Origin of the sequence: Bradyrhizobium sp. (genome assembly GCF_035701725.1) — a bacterium.
GTDB lineage: Bacteria > Pseudomonadota > Alphaproteobacteria > Rhizobiales > Xanthobacteraceae > Bradyrhizobium.
The window spans coordinates 1-16,578 of the sequence record NZ_DASSRP010000102.1 but is presented as its reverse complement, the minus strand read 5'-3'; the positions used below and the strand labels follow the sequence as shown (position 1 = coordinate 16,578).

Annotated in this window: 17 protein-coding genes; 10 read left to right on the top strand and 7 right to left on the bottom strand. The window is 62.1% G+C overall.

What is annotated here, in order from left to right; all coding sequences use genetic code 11:
* The first annotated feature begins 359 nt into the window (after positions 1-359).
* Complete coding sequence (locus VFL62_RS05575; RefSeq protein ID WP_325171376.1) at positions 360-2,582, top strand: exopolysaccharide transport family protein; 2,223 nt, start codon at positions 360-362, stop codon at positions 2,580-2,582.
* An 11-nt stretch (positions 2,583-2,593) separates the two neighbouring features.
* Here the strand turns inward: VFL62_RS05575 and VFL62_RS05570 are convergent, their stop codons facing one another.
* Complete coding sequence (locus VFL62_RS05570) at positions 2,594-3,784, bottom strand: GNAT family N-acetyltransferase (RefSeq protein WP_325171375.1); 1,191 nt, start codon at positions 3,782-3,784, stop codon at positions 2,594-2,596.
* Between the two features lie 181 nt (positions 3,785-3,965).
* Between VFL62_RS05570 and VFL62_RS05565 the strand changes: the two genes are divergently transcribed.
* Entirely contained in the window at positions 3,966-5,015 is a 1,050-nt protein-coding gene (locus VFL62_RS05565) for a polysaccharide deacetylase family protein (RefSeq protein ID WP_414644616.1), read from the top strand.
* Here the strand turns inward: VFL62_RS05565 and VFL62_RS05560 are convergent.
* A complete protein-coding gene (locus VFL62_RS05560) occupies positions 4,972-5,187 on the bottom strand; it encodes a DUF2842 domain-containing protein (RefSeq protein WP_325171373.1) in 216 nt (71 codons plus the stop codon). The two genes, VFL62_RS05565 and VFL62_RS05560, sit on opposite strands and share 44 nt — an antisense overlap.
* A 92-nt stretch (positions 5,188-5,279) precedes the next feature.
* Between VFL62_RS05560 and VFL62_RS05555 the strand changes: the two genes are divergently transcribed.
* The gene (locus VFL62_RS05555; RefSeq protein ID WP_325171372.1) at positions 5,280-6,371 is read left to right on the top strand and encodes a COX15/CtaA family protein; all 1,092 of its coding nucleotides are present in this window, start codon (positions 5,280-5,282) and stop codon (positions 6,369-6,371) included.
* On the opposite strand, the gene VFL62_RS05550 is transcribed toward VFL62_RS05555, so the two are convergent.
* The 4 genes from VFL62_RS05550 to VFL62_RS05535 form a co-directional block, all read right to left on the bottom strand.
* Positions 6,368-6,709: a hypothetical protein gene (locus tag VFL62_RS05550; RefSeq protein WP_325171371.1), complete on the bottom strand. Its 342-nt coding sequence runs from the start codon at positions 6,707-6,709 to the stop codon at positions 6,368-6,370. The two genes, VFL62_RS05555 and VFL62_RS05550, sit on opposite strands and share 4 nt — an antisense overlap.
* A 72-nt stretch (positions 6,710-6,781) precedes the next feature.
* The gene (locus VFL62_RS05545; protein WP_325171370.1) at positions 6,782-8,068 is read right to left on the bottom strand and encodes an O-acetylhomoserine aminocarboxypropyltransferase; all 1,287 of its coding nucleotides are present in this window, start codon (positions 8,066-8,068) and stop codon (positions 6,782-6,784) included.
* Positions 8,069-8,281: 213 nt separating this feature from the next.
* A complete protein-coding gene (locus VFL62_RS05540; protein WP_325171377.1) occupies positions 8,282-8,866 on the bottom strand; it encodes a CoA-binding protein in 585 nt (194 codons plus the stop codon).
* Positions 8,863-9,687 (bottom strand): enoyl-CoA hydratase, encoded by an 825-nt coding sequence (locus VFL62_RS05535; protein WP_325171369.1) that lies wholly within the window; start codon positions 9,685-9,687, stop codon positions 8,863-8,865. Before VFL62_RS05535 ends, VFL62_RS05540 begins: the two co-directional genes overlap by 4 nt.
* A 79-nt stretch (positions 9,688-9,766) precedes the next feature.
* On the opposite strand from VFL62_RS05535, the gene VFL62_RS05530 reads away from it, so the two are divergent.
* The 6 genes from VFL62_RS05530 to VFL62_RS05505 all read left to right on the top strand — a co-directional run bounded on the left by VFL62_RS05530 (position 9,767) and on the right by VFL62_RS05505 (position 13,412).
* Positions 9,767-10,210 (top strand): PaaI family thioesterase, encoded by a 444-nt coding sequence (locus VFL62_RS05530; RefSeq protein ID WP_325171368.1) that lies wholly within the window; start codon positions 9,767-9,769, stop codon positions 10,208-10,210.
* A gap of 142 nt (positions 10,211-10,352) precedes the next feature.
* Complete coding sequence (gene rplM, locus VFL62_RS05525; protein ID WP_325171367.1) at positions 10,353-10,817, top strand: 50S ribosomal protein L13; 465 nt, start codon at positions 10,353-10,355, stop codon at positions 10,815-10,817.
* A 1-nt stretch (position 10,818) separates the two neighbouring features.
* The gene (gene rpsI, locus VFL62_RS05520; RefSeq protein ID WP_325171366.1) at positions 10,819-11,295 is read left to right on the top strand and encodes a 30S ribosomal protein S9; all 477 of its coding nucleotides are present in this window, start codon (positions 10,819-10,821) and stop codon (positions 11,293-11,295) included.
* A gap of 218 nt (positions 11,296-11,513) precedes the next feature.
* Positions 11,514-12,731 carry a GGDEF domain-containing protein gene (locus VFL62_RS05515; protein ID WP_325171365.1) on the top strand — a complete coding sequence of 406 codons (1,218 nt, stop codon included), beginning with the start codon at positions 11,514-11,516 and terminating at the stop codon, positions 12,729-12,731.
* Positions 12,732-12,788: 57 nt separating this feature from the next.
* A complete protein-coding gene (locus VFL62_RS05510) occupies positions 12,789-13,016 on the top strand; it encodes a hypothetical protein (RefSeq protein WP_325171364.1) in 228 nt (75 codons plus the stop codon).
* Between the two features lie 102 nt (positions 13,017-13,118).
* Positions 13,119-13,412, top strand: coding sequence for an antibiotic biosynthesis monooxygenase family protein (locus VFL62_RS05505; protein WP_325171363.1), 294 nt, complete (start codon positions 13,119-13,121; stop codon positions 13,410-13,412).
* Positions 13,413-13,414: 2 nt separating this feature from the next.
* Here VFL62_RS05505 and VFL62_RS05500 read toward each other — a convergent pair whose 3' ends face one another.
* Positions 13,415-14,515 (bottom strand): AI-2E family transporter, encoded by a 1,101-nt coding sequence (locus tag VFL62_RS05500; protein ID WP_325171362.1) that lies wholly within the window; start codon positions 14,513-14,515, stop codon positions 13,415-13,417.
* A gap of 203 nt (positions 14,516-14,718) precedes the next feature.
* On the opposite strand from VFL62_RS05500, the gene VFL62_RS05495 reads away from it, so the two are divergent.
* Entirely contained in the window at positions 14,719-15,492 is a 774-nt protein-coding gene (locus VFL62_RS05495; protein ID WP_325171361.1) for a gamma-glutamyl-gamma-aminobutyrate hydrolase family protein, read from the top strand.
* Positions 15,493-16,578: the final 1,086 nt, after the last annotated feature.

The following is a 16,578-nucleotide window of genomic DNA, read 5'->3' as shown; positions in this document are numbered from 1 at the left end:
GAACGGCGCTGATGGCGCCGCCGGAATCGTTTGAGGCCACTGAATAGGAAGATTGCGCGGTCTGGCCGTAAGCGAGGCTGTCGAGGTCGTTGCGCGGCGTCATCGCAACCGGGCTGGCCGTCTGCATGCAACCCGCAAGCGTGAGCGCGGCCATGAAACACGCAATCTGGGCGCGGACGCCTCGCATCGGATACCTACCGTCAAATTGTTGATTCCGATTAAGGGCTTTCATGGTTAACAAAACATGACGACGGCGGGTTCGCGAGCCCCGCGAGCTGTCAAATTAACCCAGCGGCAACCTTAATTGAGTGTAATCGCCCGCATTGGGTAGAGTCGTGGCGTCCCGCGGGGAGTGAGCGATGCGTTTAGCGTTCTGGCGTTCGGGGAAGGCTGAGGCCGAACCGTCCGAGACGGTCGACACCAGCGTTGCGCCGGCCGCCGATCAGCCGCCGGCCGCTCCCGCCGGCGAGCTGGATTTTCTGGCGATCGGGCAGGCGATCGCACGCAAGCGCAAATGGATTGTCCTGCCGACGCTGCTTGCGGCGGTGCTGTCGATCACGGCGGTGAACATGATCACCCCGCGATACAAATCCGAAGTGCGGATTCTGATCGACGGACGGGAGAATATCTTCCTGCGGCCGAATGGCGAGCGAAACGACGATCGCACCTCGCTCGATGCGGAAGCCGTCACCAGCCAGGTGCAGCTCCTGTTGTCACGCGATCTGGCGCGCGAGATCATCAAAAAGAACAAGCTCGCCGACCTGCCCGAATTCGATCCGGTGCTGCGAGGCTTTTCGCCGTTGAAATCGCTGCTGGCGTTGATCGGCATCGGTCGCGATCCGATCTCGCTCACGCCGGAGGAGCGGGTGCTGGATGCCTATTACGAGCGGTTCACCGCCTATGCCGTCGACAAGTCGCGCGTCGTCGTCGTCGAATTTCAGTCGCGCGACCCCGATCTCGCCGCTCAGGTCGCCAACTCGATCGCCGAGGGCTATCTGGTGCTTCAGCAGGGCGCGCGGCGCGAGCAGGCGAGGTCGGCCGGGCAATGGCTGGCCGGCGAGATCGAAAGCCTGCGCAAGAGGGTAGCGGACGCTGAATCCCGCGTTGAGGACTTTCGCTCGAGATCGAGCCTGTTCGTCGGCACCAACAATACCACGCTGTCCAATCAGCAGATGGGCGAGCTGAATACGCAATTGAACAACGCCCGCGCGTTGAAATCCGACGCCGAATCCAAGGCGCGCCTGATCCGCGAAATGCTTCAGACCGGCAAACCGATCGAAGCTTCCGAGGTCCTGAATTCGGAGCTGATCCGGCGCTTGAGCGAACAGCGGGTGACGTTGCGTGCGCAGCTCGCCGAACAGTCATCGACCCTGCTCGACAACCATCCGCGGATCAAGGAGCTCAAAGCCCAGCTTGCCGATCTTGACCGGCAGATTCGCGACGAAGCCAGCAAGATTTCCCGCTCTCTCGACAATGATGCGCGGATCGCCGGCGGGCGCGTCGAGGACCTGAGCGCAAGTCTCGAGCAGGTCAAGAAGCAGGCAAGTTCCGCCAACGGCCAGGACGTCCAGCTTCGGGCGCTTGAGCGCGAGGCCAAGGCGCAGCGGGACCTCCTGGAATCGTACCTGGCGAAGTACCGTGAAGCGACCACCCGCGAGAACATCGAGGCTGCGCCGGCCGACGGCCGGATCATTTCCCGCGCCAGCGTGTCCAATACGCCGGCCTATCCGAAAAAGCTGCCGATCGTGCTGATTGCGACCCTGGCGACCCTGATGCTGTCGACCGGATTGATCGTCACTGGTGAGTTGCTGCGCATGACCATCCCGCGCGCCGCGGCCGTGTTCGTCCCGGTCGCCGCGCCGAGGCGCGAACCGCCGATGACGCGCGTCGCCGCAGTCACTGCCGAACCTCCGGTCATTGCTGACGATGCGCCGATGCCGCCTGTTACGGCTCCGCTTGCGCCGCAGATGGAACAGGAATCGTCCGAGGTCGAGCAGCTTGCCGAAACGTTGCTGGTTGCAGGCACCGCAGCGCGCAAGATCACCATTCTCGGCACCGCCTCGGGTGAGGGAGTAACGCAGACGGCTTTGGCGCTGGCGCGCCTGATGGCGCGCAAGGCACGCCTGGTGGTAGTCGATCTGGCCGGGGCCTCGTCGGCGATCGCCGCGGCGTCGGCCGATCCGAATGCCCCGGGGCTGGCCGAACTGATGCAAGGCGAGGCTTCTTTCACTCAGATCATTACCAAGGACCGGCTGTCACGGGTCCATCTTGTGAGTTCGGGGCGACCTGGCTCGGATCGCGCGGTTCTGCAATCGCCCCGTCTTGGCCTTGCGATCGATGCCTTGCTGAAGGTCTATGATCACGTCCTGCTGGATGCCGGCAGCGCTTCGGATATGCCTGCCGAACTTCTGACCGCGCGGGCTCGTGCGATTGTCGTGCCGGATGCCTCGATGGCCTCCGACGCCCGCGAGGTGATGTGCGAAGAACTCAAGGCCGTCGGCTTCACCGAAGTCACGATGTTGAGCAAGCCGGTTTCGTCGTCGGATGCGGTTGAAGTGGCGCCGCGGGTCGTGGCCGTGTAATCTTTCGGCCGTCAGCGGAAAGCGTAGCGCAAGCGCTGCGCGAGGTGCGACAGCGCCGGGCTTCGCTTGATGACGCGCTTGGCGCGGCTGACCGACGACATGATCGCGGTGACAGCGGAGCCGCGCGGGCTCAGCGGAATGAAGCAGTCGAAGATCGCCTCGTTCGTCTTGCAGAACAGCTTTTTATAATCGTCCGAACCGATTCCTAGATCGAGCGCGCGGTAACCGCGCTCTGCGTAGTGATCGACAATGTGGCGGATCAAAATCAGCCCGGGACTGAAGCGGGAGCTTGCCGACAGAGTGTAGGTGTTGAACATCATCGAGAACCGATGCCCGTCCGCGACGCCGGCGAATACCGCGATGACGTCCTCGTCACTTTCCAGGGCGTGGATATCGATCGCACGGCCACCATCCGGTAGCAGCGTGGTGCAAGCAGTGCGGATGAAATCCTCGACGCCAGGTTCGGCAAAAACGTCCGGCAGCCCTTGCTCGGCCATTCGTTGCGGCTTGATGCGGAAGAACGCATCAAGCAGCCGCTTTATGTCCGCATCGGCTGTGGCGATCTGATAACGGTAGCCCGGGAGTGCCTTCAGTTTTCGCTCCTTCCCCTTCAGGCGACGGCGCACCGAGTTACTGATGCGCATCGTGTCGGTTGAGCCCGGCGCGAACGTCATTGTGGGGCAGTCGTTGGGCGAGGTCTGATGCGGCAGCAGCGCGAATGGATTCGGCAGTCCCTGCCATGCGAGCGGTTGCTGCTCGAATGCCAGCACGTCAACGCCGGCCTTGTCGCGGATCGACGCAAAGAGGGCATTCAGGTCGGCGCGCGATGCCACCGTTGCGAAATCCCGGTTCCACAGCGCCATGTTGAACGTGGCGTGCTTGCCTCCCATGAAGTGGGCGCTGCGGGTGCCCCAGCCTCGCTTCAGCACAAGCGGCAGCAGCAGCAACGGCATACGGTCGCGGTCATAGGCGACAACGATGAGAGGCTGCACGCCCTCGCGTGTCCCGACCAGTTTTTGCCACGGACGAAGGAAATCCAGTCTTTGATAGGGCGTAGAGAGATGACGTTGATTTTCGAGGCTGCGCCAGATTGCCTCGACCTCGTCAATGTCGTTGAATATGTCGATCGCGGCGATGCGGCTCGACTGCGACCATGCTGGTGTATCTGCCTTGCGCCCTTGCATCGCGGCAGCCATCGTCATCGCAATACCTGTCCGCAAATTCCGTGTAAGGCAAAACTTAACTTTTGAACTCAGCCGACCTTTGCAAAGAAATGTCAACAAAGAGTAATGACATTATCGCTGCGGCGGCGGAAACTCGGCTCAAACGGATACTTTGCCACCTTCGCGACTCGATCTGTAACCTGCGCCGAAAGACGAGACGTTGTCATCTGCCGCCGCTCTTCTGACAAGCCTCAGACTGGAACTAGCTTATTTCAGCGGTCATGTGTGGTTGAAACGCCGCGGTGCCGGCGTCATCCTGCGTTTCGAGCGTATCCGTCCGCGTCAGGAGCGCCGATTCCAGCCGCGGCTCGCCAACGAGATTACGCCGGACTTTCTTGACCGCACGATCCACGCATTGAAGCGCTGGAAGTACGATATTGTTTCGATTGATGAAGTTTGCCGCAGGGCGGTCACGCTGGCCTCGCGTCGGCGCTTTATCTGCCTGACCTTTGACGGCATCTACAAGGACGTTGCCGTATCCGCCTATCCGGTACTCTCCCGGCACCGGGTTCCCTTTACGGTTTACGTGCCGACTGCATTCCCCGACGGAATCGGTGAAGCATGGTGGCTGGCGCTCGAACGGATCATCGCGCAGGAGCGGCGTATCAGCCTGATGATGGGCCGTAACGAGATGCACTTCAACATCCCGACGATGGCCGAGAAGCATGAGCTCTATGACTATCTTTCGGGCTGGTTGCGCTCGCTCGAACCGGCGGACCTGTCGGCCGCGATCAAGGATCTCTGCACGCGTTACGCGGTCGATCTCGCAGCACTGTCGCGCGAGGCGTCGCTGGATTGGCAGGCTCTTGCGGCACTTGCAGCCGACCCGCTGGCGACGATCGGCGGTGCGACCGTCGACTTTCCAGTTCTGTCGAATATGAAAGATGCCGCTGCCTTGCGCGAAATGACGATGGGAAAAGCGGTGATGGAAGCGGCGCTGCGCCGCGACGTCAAGCACTTCGCTTACCCATTCGGCGATCGGAAATCCTGGCACCGCAAGCATATGGCGATGGCAGAGGAGGCGGGGTTTGTCAGTGCCGTCTCGACGATTCCCGGCGTCGTCGAGCCCGCCGGGCACACGCCGCTGCTCGCACTTCCTCGCATCACCTGGGACGGCAGGCTGGGCTCATTGCGCGCCATGCGCGTGGTCTTGGCCGGGGCTGCTCCTACGAAGACGCCGGGTCTGGCCGCGACATCCAGCTCACGATAGGCATTGCCGGCAAGACCCAGCCCAGGCCGGCGACGACATAGAAGACCGCTTGCAGCAGGCCTGAACTCGCAAGCCACGGCGTTTGGGCAATCGCCATTCCCAGCAGCGACCACACCGCCGCCAGCAGCAGCAAGGCAACGGTTCCAAGCAGTTTCCGGGTACGAATCTTCATGACGGAAAGGGCGGCTTTTCCAGGATTACGCGCTTTGCGCAGCGCAAGCGGCGGACTATAAGGTTCGCAAATTTTCGATCAAGTCTGGCGCAATGGCCGTTATTTCCACCCTCGAAACGCCACATCTTCGCCCTGTCCGCCTCTGGCTGATTGCGGTTGCCGCATTGATTGCGGTGATGGTGCTGGTCGGCGGCGCCACACGGCTGACCGAATCCGGATTATCGATCGTCGAGTGGAAACCGGTCACGGGTAGCTTGCCGCCGCTCAACGAAGCCGAATGGATCAAGGCCTTCGAAGGCTACAAATCGATTCCGCAATACCGCCAGATGAACGCCGGCATGTCGCTCAGTGAGTTCAAGACCATTTTCTGGTGGGAATGGAGCCATCGACTGCTCGGGCGCGTGATCGGAATGGCTTATTTGCTGCCTTTCCTCTGGTTCCTGTGGCGGGGCGCGGTCGGCGCCGAACTGAAGCGCCGTTTGTGGGGGATTTTCGCGCTTGGCGCGCTGCAGGGCGCGGTCGGCTGGTGGATGGTGGCCTCCGGCCTTTCCGAGCGGGTCGAGGTCTCGCAGTATCGTCTCGCCACGCACCTCGTTCTGGCGCTCCTGATTTTTGCGGGTATAGTTTGGACGCTGCGCCGGCTCGGCGAGAGCGCGCCATCCGCGGTGCCATCGCGGCTGAAGATCGGTGCGCTGGTTCTGCTGACGCTGACCTTCGTGCAGCTTTATCTCGGGGCGCTGGTCGCCGGGCTTCGCGCGGGCAAGATCTACAACACCTGGCCGGACATCGACGGTGGATTCATTCCATCGGCGGCGCGGCTGTTCTTCGATACGCCGTGGTGGCGCAACCTGTTCGAAAATACGCTCACCGTGCAGTTCGAGCACCGCATGGTCGCCTATACGCTGTTCGTGCTGGCGGTTGTTCACCTGATCGATGCTGTACGCTCACGGGCCGATCGAGCAGTGATTGGCGGTGCCCTGTGGTTGCTGGGTGCGGTCACGTTGCAGGCGACGCTCGGTATTCTCACGCTGCTCAACCAGGTTCCGATGGACCTTGCGCTCACCCACCAGGCGGTTGCCATCGTCGTGCTGACCCTCGCGGTGCTTCAAGCGGAGCGATTGACGCGCTCGGGGCAGCAAGCCGCTATGCAAGGAGTTGGCCGGCCGATCGCGCTGACGCGTTAACAGTAGCCGAGCACGCCGCAAGCGTAAGGAAGCCGGAAGCGGTAGTTGATGTTCGGCCCGCCGTAATATGGTCCCTGATAGTCATAGGAATGCGTGGAACCGTAGTAGCCGGGCAGGGTCGACGATCCCAACAGGATCGGCGTATGCGGCGGTATCGTGACAACCGGGAAAGCCTCGGACGGTGTGAACAGGAGATCGGATTCCTCGGCAACTGCTCCACGATGAGCTGGCGCGGGTGCCTTGCCGTAAATCGGCACGCGCGTCGCCGCCATATCGGCCGCCATCGCCGGTCTGAAGGCAAGCACCGCAACCGGAAGCCACAACATCCAGCGCAACATGGATCCGCTCCGAATCATCGCGAGATGATTCAATCACCTTTGAGCGCAACGAGTGTTAACACGCATCCGGCTCTATCCCTCCGACCGCAGCGCCTGATCGAGGTCGGCGATCAGGTCTTCCTTATCCTCGATGCCGATCGACAGGCGCACCACCTCCGGAGCGGCGCCTGATTTGATCTTGGCGGCATCGTCGAGCTGGCTATGGGTGGTTGATGCCGGATGGATAACCAGCGAGCGGGTGTCGCCGACATTGGCGAGGTGCGAGAACAGTTTCAGCCGCGAGACCAGATTGACGCCGGCGTCATAACCGCCCTTGAGGCTGAAGGTGAATACGGCACCGGCGCCTTTCGGCGCGTATTTGCGTGCAAGGTTGTTGTATTTGTCGCCATTCAGGCCGGCATAATTGACGGCTGCGACAGCCGGATGGGTCGAGAGCCATTCGGCAATCGCCTTGGCGTTTTCGCAATGCTTTTGCATGCGCAGTGGCAGCGTCTCGATTCCGGTCAGGATCAGGAACGAGTTGAACGGCGAGATCGCAGGCCCCAGATCGCGCAAGCCGAGCACGCGGCAGGCGATCGCAAAAGCGAAATTGCCGAACGTCTCCTGGATCTTGATGCCGTGATATTCCGGCCGCGGCTCACTCAGTATTGGATACTTGTTGTCCTTCGACCAGTCGAAGGTGCCGGCATCGACAATGATGCCGCCGAGCGAATTGCCATGGCCTCCGAGAAACTTCGTGAGCGAATGCACGACGATATCAGCGCCATGATCGATAGGGCGGATCAGGTAAGGCGTTGCCAGCGTGTTATCGACGATCAGAGGGACGCCGGCCTTGCGCGCGACGGCCGCGATCGCCTCGATATCGGTGATCGTGCCGCCGGGATTGGCGATCGACTCGATGAAGATCGCCTTGGTGTGCGGCGTCACCGCGCGCTCGAAGCTGCCGATATCATCGGGATCGGCCCATGCCACGTTCCAGCCGAAACTCTTGAAGGCGTGAGTGAACTGATTGATCGAGCCGCCATAGAGCTTGCGCGCCGCGATGAATTCGTCGCCGGGCTTGAGCAGCATCTGAAACACCACGACCTGCGCCGCGTGGCCGGACGCGACCGCGAGCGCCGCAGTGCCGCCTTCGAGCGCAGCGACGCGCTCTTCGAGAACGGCCTGGGTCGGATTGCCGATGCGGGTGTAGATATTGCCAAACGCCTGCAAACCGAACAGCGACGCGGCATGGTCGGCATCGTTGAACACAAAGGACGTGGTTTGATAGATCGGGGTTGCCCGCGCGCCCGTCGTTGGGTCGGGTTGCGCGCCTGCATGCACGGCAAGGGTGGAAAAACCGGGGTCACGGTCGGTCATGCTGGCTCCTTTGTGTCGATCTCATGGTACTGACGAGCGCAAAGCCGTCATGAGGAATATCAAAACCGAAATATAATCCGAGAATTGCGGCGGCGCGTCATTCCTTCGCACGACAATCGCGTTGGCGGCTTCAGCCGTCAAGGCTGCGTGACCACTATTCGTAATAGCGTCCTTTGCGGCATGGCGCCGCGGGAAAAATCTTTCGCGCCCGCATCAGGACTGGTCAGTTCTGTTTTTTGCCGCACGATCCGATGCGGCGGTGGCGCCGCCGCCAAGGCTGGTGCGCCCGAGCGAAAGCCGCATGCCCTGCGTCGGCATCGGGGCACGCCTGGAACTGAGGGTGCGCGAGTTCACGCCCATCCAGGATATTTCCGACGACAGCCGCCCGTACTCGATTTTCGGGCAGCGATTCATCACGACTTTCATGCCGGCGGCTTCGGCTTTTTCCGCGGCTGCGTCGTCGCGCGCGCCGAGCTGCATCCAGATCACCTTGGGCAGCGGCGTCATCTTCAGCGCCTCCTCAACCGCTGGCATGATGTTGCTCGAGTTTCGGAAGATATCGACCATGTCGACCGGCCGGTCGATCTCGAGCAATGAGGCGACGAAAGGTTTTCCAAGCAGGGATTTTCCGACATGGCCGGGATTGACCGGGATCATGTCATAGCCGCGCTGGGCTAGATATTTGAAGGCAAAATAACTCGGCCGCACGTTGACCGGGGAAGCGCCGACCATTGCGATCGATTTCACGCCGTTGAGAATTGCGCGGATATAATTGTCGTCGTAGCTGTCGTGGTTCATCGATCCTGCCATTTCGGCTCGCGCTTCTCGATGAAGGCGCCGATTCCTTCCTCGGCGTCACGCGCCATCATGTTCTCAGTCATCACTTCGGCCGCGTAAGCGTAGGCGTCGGCGAGAGTCATTTCCGCCTGGCGGTAGAACGCTGTTTTGCCGATCTTGATCGTGTAGGCGGATTTGCGTGCGACCTTCTGCGCCAGTTCAACCGCAGCATCGCGTTCGGAGCCGGCGGGCACGATCCGGTTGACCAGGCCGATATCGCGCGCGGTCGTGGCCGAAATGGGCTCGCCGGTCAACAGCATTTCCATCGCCTGTTTGCGAGGGATATTGCGCGAGAGCGCCACCATCGGTGTCGAACAGAACAGCCCGATATCGACGCCGGGAGTTGCAAAGCTGGCCGCGTCAGAGGCGACGGCAAGATCGCAGGTGGCGACGAGCTGGCACCCGGCAGCGGTCGCAATGCCCTGAACCGCGGCGACCACGGGCTTGGGCAGGCCTATGATCGCCTGCATCATGGTGCTGCACGCGGTCATGATCTCGGCGAAATAGGCTCTGCCGCGATCGGCGTCACTGCGCCGGGCCGTCAGTTCCTTCATGTCGTGGCCGGCCGAGAACGCTTTGCCGGCAGCGGCAATCACCACCGCACGCACCGTCTTGTCATCGTGGATGTCCTGGATTGCCGCAGTGAGCGCTGCAATCAAGCCTTCGGACAGGCTGTTGCGGGCATCCGGCCGGTTGAGCGTCAGAATTGCGACATCGCCGATTGTCTCGCGCAGCAGGATTTGCGGTTGCGAAATGGTGGCACGTGCGGTTTGGCTCGTCATCGAAGCATTCGCCGATTAGCTAGGTGTTGCGTACCAACCTAATGTAATAGGCAGGCAGAGGCGAGGGCAGGTGGGGAGCATGACGATCGCAAAAATGACGGTGCCGGAGCTGGAGCAATTCCTGCGCAAAGAGTTTCCGCAGGCATTTGCCGCTGATGACATCGCGATCGAAGCCGCCGATGGTCTCTCCTGCCGGCTCAGGCAGCGCTATAGCGAAAAGATGCTGCGCCCGGGAGGCACGGTTTCCGGTCCGACGCTGATGGCGCTGGCCGATTTTGCCATGTACGTCGTGCTGCTGTCGGCGATCGGCCCGATCGGTCTGGCCGTGACCACGAACCTCAACATCAACTTCCTGCGTAAGGGTGCGCCCGGCCACGATGTGTTGGCGCAGGCGCGGCTTCTGAAGCTCGGCAAGCGGCTGGCGGTGGGAGAGGTCAGCCTGCTGTCGGCCGGCTCGGCGGATCCGGTTGCGCACGTGACCGCGACCTATTCCATTCCTGTTGCAAAGGAAAGTGAGAGGTAAAATAGAACCATGTTTTTAAGCCATTGTTTTATCTAGCATAATTATCTCACTTCGGCATTGACGTCACGGCGCCACGCCTCTAGAAAGCCACGCAGTTGGGCGCACGCGATGTGCGCCTTTGCCTTTTTCACGGATCGCTCACATGAAAACCTTTTCGGCCAAGCCCGCCGAGGTGACGAAGAAGTGGGTCTTGATCGACGCCAAGGGTCTGGTGGTCGGTCGTCTCGCTTCGCTGGTCGCCATGCGCCTTCGCGGCAAACACCTTCCGACCTATACGCCCCATGTCGATTGCGGCGACCACGTCGTCATCATCAACGCGGCGCACGCGGTGCTGACCGGCCGCAAGCGCGAGAACAAGGTCTATCATAACCACACCGGATATATCGGCGGCATCAAGGAACGTACCGCCAAGTCGATCCTCGAGGGTCGCTTCCCCGAGCGCGTCGTTGAGAAGGCCATCGAGCGGATGATTCCGCGCGGGCCGCTCGGCCGTATGCAGATGGGCAATCTGCGCGTCTATCCTGGCGCCGAGCATCCGCACGAGGCGCAGCAGCCGGAAAAGATCGACATCGCCAAGATGAATCGCAAGAACATGAGGGCCGCATAAGATGGCTGATACCGTGCAGTCGCTCGACCAGTTGTCGCAGCTCAAGACGGCCGCTCCCGAAGCGCCGAAATACGTCAAGAAGGTCGACAAGTTCGGCCGCGCCTATGCCACCGGCAAGCGCAAGGACGCCGTGGCCCGCGTCTGGGTCAAGCCCGGCTCCGGCAAGGTGACGGTCAATACCCGCGAGGTCGAGGTTTACTTCGCCCGTCCCGTGCTGCGGATGATGATTCAGCAGCCACTGATCGCGGCAGCTCGCGCCGGCCAGTACGACGTGATCTGCACCGTGACCGGCGGCGGTCTTTCGGGGCAAGCTGGCGCGGTCCGCCACGGCATTTCCAAGGCTCTCACCAATTTCGAGCCGGAGCTGCGCAGCGTGCTGAAGAAGGGCGGCTTTCTCACCCGTGACTCCCGCACGGTCGAGCGCAAGAAGTACGGCCGCGCCAAGGCCCGCCGGTCGTTCCAGTTCTCGAAGCGCTAATCGCTTCGTTAAAATTTGCCGCGAACGCGGCCGATACCAACCATCGAAAGCGCCCGCTTGCGGGCGCTTTTTTGTTGTTCTTTTGTTGATGAGTTGAGGCAATTTTTTTCGGAAAACTTGCAGGCCGAAGCAAACGGATTGCCAAGGCGTGAGGTCTAGCCTGCGAAATGCGATGGTCTCGGCCGCGCGTCTTTGCATCACAAACTTCCGGTGGCTCAATGTCGCTCGATACTTCCACGCTCTATGCTGTCGCCACGATGATCGCGGCGCTGCTCGGCATGATGCTTTTGTTCTTCGGCTTTCAGGAGAGAATTGCTGCGCTGAAGTGGTGGGGATCTGCCTACGTCATGGGCGCAGCTTCGGTGGCGTTGTGGACGTTTGGCAGCGCGAAGTTCGGCGACGTGTTCACGCTCGCGCTCAACGCGGTCGGCTTTTTGACCTGCGGCATGGTGTGGAATGCGTCGCGGCTGTTCCACGGCCGCAAGCCGAATTATCCCGGTCTCGTACTCGGCGCGCTGGCCTGGGCTGCCGCAGTGATGTCGCTGCCGCCGGGCGCGATCGCCCTGCGCATGACGATTGGCGCCGGTATCGTTGCGATCTATGCCGCGCTGACGGCCACCGAATTGTGGACCGAGCGCCGCCGCACCTTGCGCAAGCGCTGGCCGTCGGTTGCCGTTCCCGTCTTGCATGGTTTCGTGCTGATGCTGCCGATCCTGCTCGGCGATCTCCTGCATCCACAAGATCGCGCCTTCGACGACAGCATCTGGGTGACGGTCTTTGCCGTTGAACTCGTGTTGTATGCGGTCGGCACCGCCTTCCTGATCTTCATGCTGGTTTCCGAGCGCACCGTGACCGCGCACAAGACGGCGGCATCGGTCGATCCGCTCACCGGCATGTTCAATCGCCGCGGCTTCTCCGAGGCCTGTTCGCGGGTTATCGAGCGCGAGGCCCATGCCGGACGCCCGGTGACGGCCTTGATCTTCGATATCGATCATTTCAAATCGATCAACGATCGCTTCGGCCACCCGGCGGGCGACGAGATCCTGAAATTGTTCTCGGCCGTCGTCGTCAACAATCTGCGCATCAGCGATCTGTCGGGGCGCATCGGCGGCGAAGAGTTCGCCGCGCTGCTGCCGTGCCCGCTCGAGGAGGGTGTGATCGTGGCCGAGAGGGTGCGCGAGGCATTCGAGGCTTCGGGCATCGTCTGTGACGAAGGCCCGGTCGATACCACCGTCAGTATCGGCGTGGCCGGCGGCCCGGCTGGTACCGAACTCGAAGTGCTGCTGGCGGCTGCCGATACCGCGCTCTACCAGGCCAAGCGCGGCGGACGAAACCGCGTCGAGGCCGCGGAAGAATTGCCATTGTCGCTGGAGCACTGGCGGCGCAAGAGCGCCGGGTCGGCGCGGCCGGTCACCGCAGTGCCCCGTCTGGCGTGAGGACAGGCAAGCGGGTGGTAACTTGGCGTTTACCATCCGCTCCTTACCCTTGCCGGTATGGAATCGATCCGCAGGCGCAATCCGCAAGCAGCTCTCAACTCGCTGGAAGCAGCGGCCGTGTCCGCGCGCGGCGGCTTTGCCTGCATGTTTTCGACCGCCGATGAATATGAGGCCGCGCTGATTTCCGAGCGCCGCGCCAACGGCCGTTACGCGAGCCGCTGGCCCGTCATCATGTTCGTCGGTTGTGCTATGATGATCGCAGCTACGGTGCTGCTGCTGAACTGAAAACTCCGGAAAGTGTGAAAGGATGCGGCGCCGGCAGGCGCCTTTTTCTTTTGGGTGGCTTGCGATAAAGACGGGCGTCAAAAAACAAAGAGGAAACCGCAAATGGTCACCGAAATCGCCCAGATTGAAGTCAAGCCCGGCACCGAGAAGGACTTTGAAGCCGGCGTCGCCAAGGCCAAGCCGCTGTTCTTGCGCGCCAAGGGCTGCAGCGGCATGGAGCTCCACAAATCCGTCGAAAAGCCGACGCGCTACCGCCTGTTCGTGAAGTGGGCGACGCTGGAAAACCACACCGTCGACTTCCGCGGCTCGGAGGACTTTCAGTCCTGGCGCGCGCTGGTCGGGCCGTATTTCGCGTCTCCGCCGGAAGTCGAACATACCGAAACCGTGGTGAGCTGACCTCAAGCGGCCTCTTCGGCCTTGAAGTGATCGATCAGCACCTTGACGATCGCCATCAAGGGTAGCGCCAGCGAAATGCCCCAGATCCCGAACACGATGCCGAGCAGGATCTGAAACGCGAACAGCGTGGCAGGCGGAATGTCGAGCGCCTGCCGCTGCAGCATCGGCGTCAGAATGTAGCTTTCGAGCGCGTGGACGCCGAGAAAGAGCACGAACGCGCTTGCCGTCGCGATCCATCCCGACGCGAGCGAGGCGAGCACGACGATCACGCCGGCCACGATCGCGCCAACCGTCGGAATGAAGGCGAGCAGTCCCGCTTGAATGCCCAGAATGAATGAGCCGGGAATGCCGATGATGGCAAGCCCAAGCCATGTCACGGCGCCGACGGCCGCCATGGTGAGCATCTGCGCGATCAGCCAGCGCTCCAGCGTCTCGCTGATGCGGTCAATGATCACCGTCGCCTGGGCACGATGCCTGGCCGGCGCCAGATAGAGCAGTCCGTTGCGGTAGACGCTCGGCTGGGCCGCAAAAGCAAGGCCCAGAAAGATCACGATGAAGAAGTTGCCGACTGCGCTCACCGTGCCGAGCAGCAGCTTCCAGGTCTGGCTGACGATGGCCCCGCCGCTCGAGGCAAGCGCGCCGGCGCTGGGCAGGTTATGCTGCTGCGGCGGCGCGGCCGCCGAGCCTGATGGCGCCGGCGGCGGATTGGCGAGATCGAAATAGCTGGTGTCGATCCCGTTGCGGTCGAGGAAGCCTTTCACGTTGACGAGCTGCGACTTCAGCGTGTCGCTAAGGGCCGTCGCCTGCTGCGCGATCGTGGTGCCGCCGAGAAAGACGATGCCGGCGAAGAGGCCCGCAAGCACAAGGCAGACGATGGCGAGCCGCAGCGGATGCGGCCATCCGGTCACGCGTCCGAGCAGGTGGGTCAGCGCGTTGAGCGTGACCCCGAGCAGGACGCCGGAAAAGATCAGAAGCAGCGCCGCGGCGAACGACCAGGCGAACAGCAACAGGCTGGCAAAGGCCACGGTGGCGATTCCGCCGACGGCAATCGCCCAGGCAAGGTCGCCCCTGGTCGCCTGGTGGTCATCCGATGGTGCTGGCACGATTCTTAATTCCCCGCTGCAAGCCCACTCTTTCGCCAAAAGCTGCCGACGATCAAGCCATCTGCGCCCAAAGACGCGCCGGAGGGCGAGGGATGAATCCATTGCAGACCAGCATGGCCGTGGAAACTGGTTCCAAAATATTGATCCGGGCGGGCGGCAAGTGCATTATTCGCTATTCCAATGGTTTGCGAGATGGAAAGGGTATGAGGAAGCCGGTTGTCGGCGTGATCGGGAACGCCCACCGCATCGAAGGTCGCTTTGACGTTCAGGCGGCGGGGGTGCGAAATCTTCGTGCCATCGCCGAAGTGGCTGGCGCCTTGCCCCTGATCTTTGCCGGCTGTCCGGAAATTACCGACGTTCCGGCCCTCCTGGATGTGGTCGATGGCATCGTGCTGACCGGCGCCCGCGCCAACGTCCATCCAACCCGCTTCAAGAGAGAGCCCGACGTCAAGCACGAGCCCTACGACCTGCCGCGCGATGAAGTGGCGCTGACCCTGTCGGAAGCCTGCGTCGCCCGCGGCATTCCGCTGTTCGGCATCTGCCGGGGCCTTCAGGAGATGAACGTCGCCTTCGGCGGCTCGCTGCACCCGGAAATCCGCGAACTGCCCGGCCGCATGAACCACCGGATGCCGCGGCTGGAGAACGGCGAAATTCATCCCGATCCGAAGGTGATCTTTGCCGACCGGCATGACGTCAAGCTGCTCGCCGGCGGGGCCTTTGCCAAGCTGCTCGGCTGCGACACCATCCGCGTCAACTCGCTGCACGGTCAGGGCATCCTCGATCCCGGCCAGCGCGTGGTGGTGGAGGGGGTCGCCGAAGACGGCACCATCGAGGCGATCCGCATTGCGGATGCGCCGTCGTTTGCGCTCGGCGTGCAATGGCATGCCGAATACGATCCGCAGCGCAATCCGATCAACCGCACGCTGTTCGAGGCCTTCGGCAAGGCGCTGCGCGAGCACAAGCGCGTCGCGGCGTAGCGTTCGTTTTCGTCACCTCGCAGCGCCTGGACCGCGCTTTCTCCTTGTCATTCTCCGATGCGCGATTGCGCATCGTGGATGCGCGGAGCGCGCAGGCCGGAATCCATTTCTCCCAGCATTCGTGCTGCGCCATGGATTCTCAGGTGCGCAAGCGCGCACCATAGCTCGCTCGCTTCACTCGCGCCCCGGAATGACGGCTCATTCTTGACATGCGCGATCCTTCCCGCGGCAGCGATTGCCCGAGTTTGACGTCGGATATGCCCTCGAAAACGGAGGGCGCAGGGAATGCCGGGTGCTCGACACACCCGCAGCCTCGCGTGCAAGAAAAAAGCACACGAGTTAGTCACCACAGGTACGCCGCAGACAGCCGGCATTCCCTGCACGATGGTTTTAACGGCTGCTTCGTGCTCGCCCCGGAGACCGGGCTTTGTTGCCTCCGTGAGTAACAACGCTTGCGCGTTGCACCGTTATCAGCGTCGGGATATCGGGCCCACACGACTTCGCCGTCCGGCACGGGCGCATTCGTCTGACGCGCCGTCCCGTCCATCGCAGCCCGCACTCAACGTTCGTGACGATCGCGAAGCGCCCCTCCTGGAGGAGCGCGGGCCGGGCGAGCTGATGCCAGTGATTTGCCCGACGCCGCAAGGAAAATGCGCTGCGGCGAATTGGCACGACGGGCAAATCACATTCTGTCCATCCAATCGGCTGTCAAGGAAAGGAGTGGCTGTCGGCTCACGTCTTGACATGGGTCAATGGAGCTTCCCCGGGGCTGACTAGCGTTTAAAAAAACGCCGGAGGACGCGCCATGGGCGAGCTTGTGCAATTCATTGCCGTGCCGTTCGATCGAACCGATCACGGCCTCGTTGCTGGAGACCCCCACAAATGTGCAAGTCCGGCGCAGGCGATCGAGCGCGCAAAGGGGTATTGGCAAATCTTTGGCCATGCCGGCGCGATGGCGTTCGTGCGGGTTGGTTATCCCGACGCGAGGACGACGGTTCTGCGAACATTTGGAAGTGCGCCGCCTGACGCACCGGTTTGATCCCTGGGTTGCTTTGCTGGCGCTCGCAATCAAGCGGCGAGCCCAGA

Coding starts and splice junctions, on each gene's coding strand:
- VFL62_RS05575 (WP_325171376.1), top strand. CDS start 360: ATGCGTTTAGCGTTCTGGCGTTCGGGGAAGGCTGAGGCCGAACCGTCC.
- VFL62_RS05570 (WP_325171375.1), bottom strand. CDS start 3,784: ATGACGATGGCTGCCGCGATGCAAGGGCGCAAGGCAGATACACCAGCA.
- VFL62_RS05560 (WP_325171373.1), bottom strand. CDS start 5,187: ATGAAGATTCGTACCCGGAAACTGCTTGGAACCGTTGCCTTGCTGCTG.
- VFL62_RS05555 (WP_325171372.1), top strand. CDS start 5,280: ATGGCCGTTATTTCCACCCTCGAAACGCCACATCTTCGCCCTGTCCGC.
- VFL62_RS05550 (WP_325171371.1), bottom strand. CDS start 6,709: ATGTTGCGCTGGATGTTGTGGCTTCCGGTTGCGGTGCTTGCCTTCAGA.
- VFL62_RS05545 (WP_325171370.1), bottom strand. CDS start 8,068: ATGACCGACCGTGACCCCGGTTTTTCCACCCTTGCCGTGCATGCAGGC.
- VFL62_RS05540 (WP_325171377.1), bottom strand. CDS start 8,866: ATGAACCACGACAGCTACGACGACAATTATATCCGCGCAATTCTCAAC.
- VFL62_RS05535 (WP_325171369.1), bottom strand. CDS start 9,687: ATGACGAGCCAAACCGCACGTGCCACCATTTCGCAACCGCAAATCCTG.
- VFL62_RS05530 (WP_325171368.1), top strand. CDS start 9,767: ATGACGATCGCAAAAATGACGGTGCCGGAGCTGGAGCAATTCCTGCGC.
- rplM (WP_325171367.1), top strand. CDS start 10,353: ATGAAAACCTTTTCGGCCAAGCCCGCCGAGGTGACGAAGAAGTGGGTC.
- rpsI (WP_325171366.1), top strand. CDS start 10,819: ATGGCTGATACCGTGCAGTCGCTCGACCAGTTGTCGCAGCTCAAGACG.
- VFL62_RS05515 (WP_325171365.1), top strand. CDS start 11,514: ATGTCGCTCGATACTTCCACGCTCTATGCTGTCGCCACGATGATCGCG.
- VFL62_RS05510 (WP_325171364.1), top strand. CDS start 12,789: ATGGAATCGATCCGCAGGCGCAATCCGCAAGCAGCTCTCAACTCGCTG.
- VFL62_RS05505 (WP_325171363.1), top strand. CDS start 13,119: ATGGTCACCGAAATCGCCCAGATTGAAGTCAAGCCCGGCACCGAGAAG.
- VFL62_RS05495 (WP_325171361.1), top strand. CDS start 14,719: ATGAGGAAGCCGGTTGTCGGCGTGATCGGGAACGCCCACCGCATCGAA.